Source organism: Rhodococcus sp. 7Tela_A2 (assembly GCF_049311045.1).
Taxonomy (GTDB): Bacteria; Actinomycetota; Actinomycetes; order Mycobacteriales; family Mycobacteriaceae; genus Rhodococcus.
In genome coordinates, this window is sequence record NZ_JAXION010000149.1 from 1 (window position 1) to 9130 (window position 9130).

Annotated in this window: 6 protein-coding genes; 4 read left to right on the forward strand and 2 right to left on the reverse strand. The window is 67.8% G+C overall.

Annotation, left to right across the window (positions count from 1 at the left end; translation table 11 throughout):
* Nucleotides 1-61: 61 nt before the first annotated feature.
* Together TVH25_RS19430 and TVH25_RS19435 are read right to left on the reverse strand one after the other, a co-directional pair.
* Nucleotides 62-919 carry a MaoC family dehydratase gene (locus tag TVH25_RS19430; protein ID WP_378528172.1) on the reverse strand — a complete coding sequence of 286 codons (858 nt, stop codon included), beginning with the start codon at nt 917-919 and terminating at the stop codon, nt 62-64.
* Nucleotides 919-2265, reverse strand: coding sequence for a 3-oxoacyl-ACP reductase (locus TVH25_RS19435; protein ID WP_169622151.1), 1347 nt, complete (start codon nt 2263-2265; stop codon nt 919-921). The genes TVH25_RS19430 and TVH25_RS19435 overlap by 1 nt, the downstream gene beginning before the upstream one ends.
* A 108-nt stretch (nt 2266-2373) precedes the next feature.
* Here TVH25_RS19435 and TVH25_RS19440 point away from each other — a divergent pair, with 108 nt between their 5' ends.
* The 4 genes from TVH25_RS19440 to TVH25_RS19455 all read left to right on the forward strand — a co-directional run bounded on the left by TVH25_RS19440 (nt 2374) and on the right by TVH25_RS19455 (nt 9077).
* Complete coding sequence (locus TVH25_RS19440) at nt 2374-3687, forward strand: acetyl-CoA C-acetyltransferase (RefSeq protein WP_422425248.1); 1314 nt, start codon at nt 2374-2376, stop codon at nt 3685-3687.
* 218 nt (nt 3688-3905) lie between these two features.
* The gene (locus TVH25_RS19445; protein WP_422425249.1) at nt 3906-6416 is read left to right on the forward strand and encodes a VanW family protein; all 2511 of its coding nucleotides are present in this window, start codon (nt 3906-3908) and stop codon (nt 6414-6416) included.
* A gap of 68 nt (nt 6417-6484) precedes the next feature.
* Nucleotides 6485-7915, forward strand: a complete 1431-nt coding sequence (locus TVH25_RS19450; RefSeq protein ID WP_296549886.1) for an aldehyde dehydrogenase family protein — start codon at nt 6485-6487, stop codon at nt 7913-7915.
* Between the two features lie 46 nt (nt 7916-7961).
* Entirely contained in the window at nt 7962-9077 is a 1116-nt protein-coding gene (locus TVH25_RS19455; protein ID WP_169651470.1) for an NDMA-dependent alcohol dehydrogenase, read from the forward strand.
* Nucleotides 9078-9130 lie beyond the last annotated feature (53 nt).

Below are 9130 nucleotides of genomic sequence, written 5' to 3' on the forward strand. Positions count from 1 at the left end.
GCTGGGGGGCGGCCGGGGCCGGGCCCCCCCCCACCGCGCCCCGAACCCCCCCCTCCGATCGTCAGCGCAGTGTTGCGGTGAGGTGTGGGTAGAGCTTCTTCGGATGGCGAAGCGAGATATCCCAGCCGTCGGCGTCGCGCCGCGCGTAGAGATTCACGGTCGCCGGAAGAAGTACCGGTTTACCGAATTTCACCGCGTAGGTCACTGCTCCGGGGACCTTGCCCTCGACGGCGCGTAATGCTGCCGCCGCACTCCACATTCCGTGGGCGATGGTCTTCGGGAAGCCGAAGGCCTTGGCGCCCAGGGTCGAAACGTGGATCGGATTCCGGTCTCCGGATACCGCAGCATACCGGGAGATGACCTTCTGATCCACCCTCAGTGTGGAAGTCGGGACCGGCGGAATTTCCACCTCCGGTGGGTCCTTCCTGGGCTGCCCCGACAGTGAAGTCCGTTGCTGATGAAGGAACGTGGAGGTCTGGCGCCACACCGGTTCCCTGCCGACCGCGACCTCGCTCACCACGTCGACCAGCAGACCCTTGCGGTGTTCGCGCATGTTCTCCGCGTGTACCCGCACGTCGAGCGGTTCGGTGACGGAGATGGGCCGGTACTGTTCGATCACGTTCTCGGCGTGTACCGAGCCGACGGCTGCGAACGGAAACCCTTTGGACACCATGAGTTTCATGACCACCGGGAAGGTGAGCATGAACGGGTAGGTGAGCGGCAGGGTGTCGCCGAACGTCAGCCCGCACACCTTGGTGTACTCGGCGAGGTTGTCCGGATCCACGCGCAGACCACGAAGGACGAGCGTGTCGTCGGGCAGCGTGTCGCCCTTGGCTCCCACGACCGGAAGTGCCGACAGCACAGCACGGCCGTAGACGCCGAGAACCGAAGGGCTCGAATCGAGTTCGATGACCGCCATCAGGCCCCCAGCATGGACTGACCGCACACGCGGACGACCTGGCCGGTCACGGCGCTCGACGCGGGGCTCGCGAACCACGCCACGGTTTCCGCGACGTCGACCGTCTCGCCACCCTGCTGCAACGAACTCATCAGTCGTCCGCCTTCGCGGGTCGCGACCGGGATGGCCGCGGTCATCGCGGTCTCGATGAAGCCCGGGGCGACGGCGTTGATCGTGATGTTCTTCTCGGCGAGGACCGGAGCGGTGGCCTGGACCAGTCCGATGACCCCGGCTTTGGACGCACCGTAGTTGGTCTGGCCACGATTGCCGGCGATCCCCGCGATCGAGGAGACATCCACGACGCGGCCGCCCTCCTTGAGCGCGCCCTTCTCGACCAGGACATCGGTGATCTTCTGGGGTGCAACGAGATTGACGCCTATGACGGCGTTCCACCGGGCGTCGTCCATGTTCGCGAGCAGCTTGTCGCGGGTGATGCCCGCGTTGTGCACGATGATGTCCGCTCCGCCGTGGCGTTCGAGAAGGTGCGCCGCGAGCTTGTCGCCTGCGTCGGGCGCGGTCACGTCGAGGGCGAGCGCAGTGCCGCCGACCTTGTTGGCGGTCTGCGCGAGTGCTTCCCCGGCCGCGGGGACGTCTGCCGCGACAACCGTGGCGCCGTCGCGCGCAAGGACCTCCGCGATGGTGGCGCCGATGCCGCGCGCCGCACCGGTGACGACGGCGACCTTTCCGGCGAGGGGCTTGTCCCACGACGCCGGAGCGGTCGCGTCGCCGTCTCCGATGCGGATGACCTGACCGTCGACGAAGGCGGATTTCGCCGAGAGCAGGAACCGCAGGGTCGATTCGGCGCCGGACAGTCCGGTCGACGCCTTGGGCGAGACGTAGACGAGTTGGGCGGTCGCACCGCGGCGAAGCTCTTTCGCGAGGCTGCGGGTGAATCCTTCGAGCGCGCGCTGCGCGATGCGTTCGTCCACCGACGACGCGTCCTCGGGCGTGGTGCCGAGAACGACGACGCGTCCGCTCGGGGCCACGTTTCGGATCGCGGGCTGGAAGAAGGTGAAGAGCTGTTCGAGGCCCGCGGAGTCGGTGATGCCCGTAGCGTCGAAGACGAGTCCGCCGAACGACGTGTCGGCGGGGTCGGCGATCGGGTAGTCACTCAACAGCGACCGGATCGGCTCGATCAGCCGGCCGTTGCCACCGACGAGGAGCGGCCCGGGGAGTGCGGGTTCGCCGGGCTGGTAACGCCTGAGCTTCTCCGGCTGCGGCAGGCCGAACTGCTTGGCGAGGAAAGATCCGGGTGCGGACGAGATGAGCTGGGCGTAGAGCTTCGGAGCGCCCTTGGCTTCTGCCACGGTTCCACCTTCTTCTTTTCGGTCGTCGATGCAGTGGTCGACAACAAACTTACCCGTGAGTAAGAATAGTAACCAGAATTCGAGTCCATCTGAATCCGGGAGACACCAGTGACCACCAAAGCCCGTTCCACGCAACAGCGCCGTGTCGCCGTCCTCGGGGGCAACCGGATCCCGTTCGCACGGTCCGACCGCAAGTACGCGCGCGCATCGAACCAGGACATGTTCACCGCGACACTCGACGGCCTCGTCGGTCGCTTCAACCTCCAGGGCGAACGCCTCGGCGCAGTCGTCGGTGGCGCCGTTCTCAAACACAGCCGTGACTTCAACCTCGTCCGGGAGTCGGTCCTGGGCAGCGCACTCAGCCCGTACACGCCCGCATGGGACCTCCAGCAGGCCTGCGGCACGGGTCTGCAGTCGATCATCTCTGTGGGAGACGCGATCGCCGCCGGCCGCATCGAGGCCGGCATCGGCGGTGGCGTCGACACCACCTCCGACGCACCCATCGCCGTGAGCAACGAACTCCGCGAATTCCTGCTCTCGCTGAACCGGGCACGCGGCACCGGAGCACGCGCCAAGCTGCTCGGCAACGTCCGTCCGTCGATGCTCGGCATCGAGATCCCCCGCAACGGCGAGCCCCGCACCGGTCTGTCGATGGGCGAGCACGCCGCGATCACCGCCAAGGAATTCGGGGTCCGCCGCGAGGATCAGGACGAACTGGCCGTCGCGAGCCACCGCAACATGGCCGCGGCCTACGATCGCGGATTCTTCGACGATCTGGTCACCCCGTTCCTCGGCCTCACCCGCGACGACAATCTGCGGCCCGATTCGTCGGTCGAGAAGCTGTCGACGCTGAAGCCGGTGTTCGGGAAGAAGCTCGGCGACGCCACCATGACGGCGGGTAACTCCACTCCTCTCACCGACGGCGCTTCCGCGGCGCTTCTGTCCAGCGAGGAGTGGGCGGCGGAACGGAAGCTTCCGGTGCTGGCGTACCTGGTGGACTCCGAGACCGCCGCGGTCGACTACATCCACGGCGGCGACGGCCTGCTCATGGCTCCCACCTATGCAATTCCGCGTCTGCTGCAGCGCAACGGGCTGACGTTGCAGGATTTCGACTTCTACGAGATCCACGAGGCATTCGCATCCGTGGTGCTCGCCACGCTGCAGGCGTTCGAGTCGGAGGATTACTGCAAGGGCAAGCTCGGACTCGACGCACCCCTCGGATCGATCGACCGCACCAAGCTCAACGTCAACGGTTCTTCACTCGCGGCCGGGCATCCGTTCGCGGCGACCGGTGGACGCATCGTGGCGGCGCTCGCCAAGATGCTGCACGAAAAGAAGCAGGAGACCGGGCAGCCGGTCCGCGGCCTCATCTCCATCTGCGCTGCCGGTGGCCAAGGTGTGACCGCAATTCTCGAGGCGTAGACCACACCGAACGAAAAAAATCCGGTAGGTCTGTAACGCCTCGGCGAGCACAGCGATAGACCGGTCGACCCCGTGTTGCTGCCTGACCCCCGACCTGGTAGCAACACGGGGTTTCTGCATTCCGGCCGCAGCACGGTGAAACCGGGGAACTACTCTGGGTGTGGTAACCGGCGCACGGGGTTTCCGTCCCGGCGCGCCCAGTTGGTGAAGGGATTTGGGTGAGCGGCACACACGGGACCGACGGCTCCGAACACGAGAACGACGACGTTCGACCGGCCGAGCCCGATTCGCGGGGTTCGTCGGCAGGCGAGGCAGACAGTTCGTCGGCTCCGACCGAGCAGTTCGCTGCTTTTTCGGCGCCGCGGGTCCCGGAGACTCCCCGTGAAGAGCCTGCCGACCCCGGCACCGAGCCGCCGGAGCCTGAGAAGCCGCAGTCCGGCACGCCCCACTCCGGGACGCCGCAGCCCGAGACGGCAAAACTCGAGACCGCGCGCCCCGAAACACCGCGCCCCGAGACACCGCGCCCCGAGACCGCACGTCCCGAGACGGACCCGTCCGAAGCGGCCACGGCGGTGATTCCGGTGGTGACGCAATCCGGTCGCGAAGACGCGTCCACCGCCCGTATCCACCGCTCGTCGGATGCCTCGTCCGCGAAGCCCGCCGGAAGTACACCGCTGCCTTCGTCGGCTCCGGATTCCCGCAACGCGCCGCCCCCGGCATCGCCTCCCACACCGCCGCCGGGTTCACCGCCCCCGGTCGCGCCTCCGCCCGGTGGCAACTCCGGATCGTCCGGCGACGGATCGGGCTCCTGGTGGTCGGGCGTGCCCAAGCGCACGGTCGCGCTGGTCGTCGGCGGAGTCGTCGCCTTGCTCGCCGTGCTGTACGTCGCAGACCTCGCGGTCAGTTCCGGCAAGGTGCCGCGCGGCGTCACCGTTGCCGGCATCGAGATCGGCGGGGAGTCGCTCGACGAGGCCGAAGCGCACCTGCGTCAGGTGCTCAGCGAGCGCCTCGACGAGCCCGTCCCGGTTGTCGCCGGGGAGACGAGCGGGGAAATCGTGCCTGCTCAGGCGGGGATCGGTATCGATTGGGATGCGACGCTCGACCGCGTCGGATCGCAGCCTCTGAACCCCTTCACGAGATTGGCCTCGTTCTTCGGCGACGAGGAGATCGGCGTCGTCTCCACCCGAGACGACGCGACCCTCGCCGTTGCCATCGACGAGTTCACGGCGGCCGCCGCGTATTCGCCTCGCGAGGGCAACATCGTGTTCGAGGGCGGTACCCCCGTCCCCGTCACCCCGCAGCCCGGTCAGCGCGTAGATGTCGCTACCGCATCCGACGTGTTCGCCGAGCGCTGGGCATTCGGTGAAGTGTCGCTGCCGGTCGAGCAGGTCGATGTCACGGTCACGCGTGAGGGCCTGGACCGCGCCCTCGCCGACATCGCCGTTCCGGCGGTCTCCGCCGACCTCGTCGTGCGCGGCAAGGACGGGACGCCGGCGACCCTCGCTCGCGACCAGATCGGTGCGGTGCTGTCGTTCGTGCCGGACGGCAAAGGCGGATTGACGCCGGAATACCATCCCGAGGCGGCCGTCGAGATTCTCGCGCCTCAGCTCCGGCCGACGGAAACCGAGCCCCGCGACGCCCGGATCGAGATCCAGGGCGGACGTCCCGCGGTGGTGCCCGGTGTGAAGGGCGAACTCGTCGACTGGGCCAAGACCCTCGAAACGTTCCCCGAACTGCTCGCCGTCACCGACGACCGGGTCGTCGAGGCGGTCTATCAGACCGTGGACCCTGCGCTCACCACCGAGGCAGCCGAGAAGCTCGGCATCAACGAGGTCATCGGGGAGTACACGACCGGCGGTTTCGAATACGCGTCCGGTGTCAACATCCGCCTGGCCGCCGCGGAGATCAACGGTGCGGTCCTGAAACCGGGAGAGACCTTCTCCCTCAACGGGTACACCGGCCCCCGCGGCGCAGCGGAGGGCTACGTCGAATCGGGCATCATCGAGGCGGGACGCCCCGGCAAAGCGGTCGGCGGCGGCATCAGCCAGCTGGCGACCACGCTCTACAACGCGTCCTACTTCGCGGGCATGGAGGACGTGGCCCACACCGAGCACAGCTACTACATCTCCCGCTATCCCGCCGCCCGTGAGGCCACTGTCTTCGAGGGTGCGATCGACCTGCAGTTCCGCAATCCGTTCGAGACGGGCGTGCTCATCCAGACGATCACCACCGGTTCCGACGTCACCGTGCGTCTGTGGGGGACCAAGACCGTGGACGTGCAGTCGATCACGGGTGAGCGCACGAACTTCACCACGCCGAACACCATCACGTTGCCTGCCGGCCCCGGCTGCATCGCGTCGAGCGGAGCCCAGGGATTCACGGTCTCCGACACTCGTGTCGTGACCGACGCAAAGACGGGTGCGCAGATTTCGAACACGACGCGGACGGTGCGCTACGACCCGGTGCCGATCGTCAAGTGCGTCGAGCCCGACGACAAGGACGGTGCGGACTCCGAAGGTGATCAGGGCGCGGGAGGCGACGCGCCCGCTCCGGCGAGCCCGGCGCCGGCGCCCGCGTCGTCGACGCCCGCGAGCGCTCCGGCCGGTGAAGCACCGGCGCAGGCGCCCGCGGAGGGCACCGCGTCCGATGCGGCCGACCCGATCGCGGAGCCGGAAGCCGCGGCGCCCGCGCGGAGACAGCCCGAGTCCGTGACTGCACCCGGGAACTGAGATTCGGCCGGTCCCGCTGAGCGAGATTCCACGTCGGGGAGTGTGACGCCGCTCATAGCCTCGGCGGCATGACCACACACATCAGCGCGGAGTCGTCGGCCGTCGAGCTTCTCGCAGATCAGCAGGCCGAGTTCCGTTCTCAGCGGACGAGTTCTCCCGCGGAACGCCGGGCCCGCATCCAGCGGGTGATCGACATGCTCGTCGCCCGCTGCGACGAACTGGTCGAGGCGATCGACGCCGACTTCGGTGGACGTCATCCGGGCTACACGACCGTCAACGACGTGCTCGGCTCGGTGACCGCTCTGAAGTACGCGCGCGATCACCTCGACGGCTGGATGCAGCCGGAGCAGCGGACGGTGTTCGCGCCGTACGACCAACTCGGTGCTACCGCTGCGATCCATTACCAGCCCAAGGGCTCGGTCGCGATCATCGGAACGTGGAACGCTCCGGTCTACACCCTGATGGGCCCACTCGCCGGTGTCCTCGCAGCCGGCAACCGCGCGGTGCTCAAACCGTCCGAGGTGGTCCCGCGCACCGCGCAGGTGCTGGCCGAGGCGGCCGCCGAGTTCCTCGATCCCGTGGACGTCGCGGTGGTCACCGGTGGCCCGGATGTCGCGCGGTCCCTCACGTCGCTGCCCTTCGACCACATCGTCTTCACCGGTGGTGTGGCCGCCGGTCGCTCGGTGCTCGAGAACGCTGCCCGCAACCTCGTCCCGGTGACCCTGGAACTGGGCGGGAAGTCGCCGGTGATCATCGGGCGCTCGGCCGACCTCGACACGGCGGCGTTTCGGATCGCGGTTGCCAAGGCCACCAACGGAGGTCAGCTCTGCGTCAACGCCGACACCGTGTACGTGCCCGCCGAATCCCTCGAGTCGTTCGTTTCGGCGATAACCCGGTCCTACGCGGAGTTGCTGCCCACGGTGGCCGGAAATCCGGACGCCACCGCGATCGTCGATGACCGGCATGCCGCACGGATCGACGGATACGTCAGCGAGGCAGCAGGACTGGGCGCACGAGTCGAGGTGGCTCCGGACGAGCCGATCAGCACCGAGGAACGCCGTCGGCCGCTGCGCTTGGTGCTCGACCCGCCAGAGTCTGCGGCGATCTCGCGGGAAGAGATCTTCGGACCCGCCCTGGTGGTGCGGACATACGACGATCTCACGCACGTCCTCGACACCGTCAACTCGGGTCCGAAACCCTTGGCGCTGTACTACTTCGGGAGGGACGCCGACGAGCAGCGCACCGTCGTCGACGGCACCACGTCCGGTGGCGTCACGATCAACGACGTGCTGATGCACGCGGGGATGCTCGACGCGCCGTTCGGCGGTGTCGGTGAATCCGGGATGGGTCACTACAACGGTCGCGAAGGATTCCTCGAATTCAGCCACGCCCGAACAATTTTCGAGTCACCGGAACATGATCCGCGCCGCGAGTGGGGAATGTTGCCGCCGTACGGCGAGGGATACCGCGCCGCGATGGCGGCTCAGATCACCCCGTGACGGCCCGGCTACCCCACGCTCGCCCCCACCCCGAGGAGAACACCTGATGAAGACCCGTGGCGCGATTATCCGCACAGCACCCGGTACCTACGAGATCGCCGACCTCGAGTTGGACGAACCGCGCCACGGCGAACTGATGGTCCGGATGGTGGCCGCAGGGCTGTGTCATTCCGACGACCACATCGCCACCGGTGACCACGCGGTCGGCAGTTACCCCATCTGCGGCGGTCACGAGGGTGCCGGTGTGGTGGTGCAGGTCGGACCCGGCACCACGGGATGGAGCGAGGGCGACCATGTGGTGTTCTCGTTCCTGGCTGCGTGCGGACGGTGCCGCTGGTGCGCGAAGGGCCTCCAGAACCTGTGCGATCGAGGTGCGGCGATCATGACCGGCAGCCGCCCCGACGATCCGGCGAGCTTCCGGCTGAGCCTCGACGGCGTCGAGGTCGCACAGACGTGCGGCCTGTCCACGTTCAGCGAATACACCACCGTCAGCGTCGATTCCGCGATCAAGGTGGACAAGGATCTCCCGCTCGACAAGCTGTGCCTGCTCGGCTGCGGTGTCGGCACCGGATGGGGCGCGGCGGTCAACTCCGCAGAGGTGTATCCCGGGCAGACCGTCATCGTGCAGGGAATCGGCGGAATCGGCATCAACGCCGTGCAGGGAGCCGCGCACGCCGGAGCGGCCCACATCATCGCCGTCGACCCGGTGGAGTTCAAGCGCGAGAGTGCACTGCGGTTCGGTGCGACCCATGCCGTCGCGGGTATGACGGAGGCCACCGAGATCGCACGTTCGTACACCAACGGGCAGGGCGCCGACGCCGCGATCGTCACCGTGGGCGTGACAACCGGCGAGCACATCGCGGAGGCGTTCTCGTCGATCCGGAAGGCCGGCACCTGTGTGGTGACCGGTCTCGGGAAGATGACCGACTTCGGGATCCCTATCAGCGCCATGGAATTGGTGCTGTACCAGAAGCGACTCCAGGGCTCGTTGTTCGGCGCCTTCGCGCCGACCGCCGACATCCCTTGGATGATCGACCTCTACACCTCGGGCAAGCTCATGCTCGACGAGCTGGTGACGTCCACCTACAAGCTCGACGACATCGCCCAAGGCTTCACCGACATGCACGAGGGCAGGAATCTGCGCGGGGTGGTCGTGTTCTGATCGAGCGGTAACCGGACGACGGGGGGGGCCCCCGCGGGAGAGGGGGGGGGGCC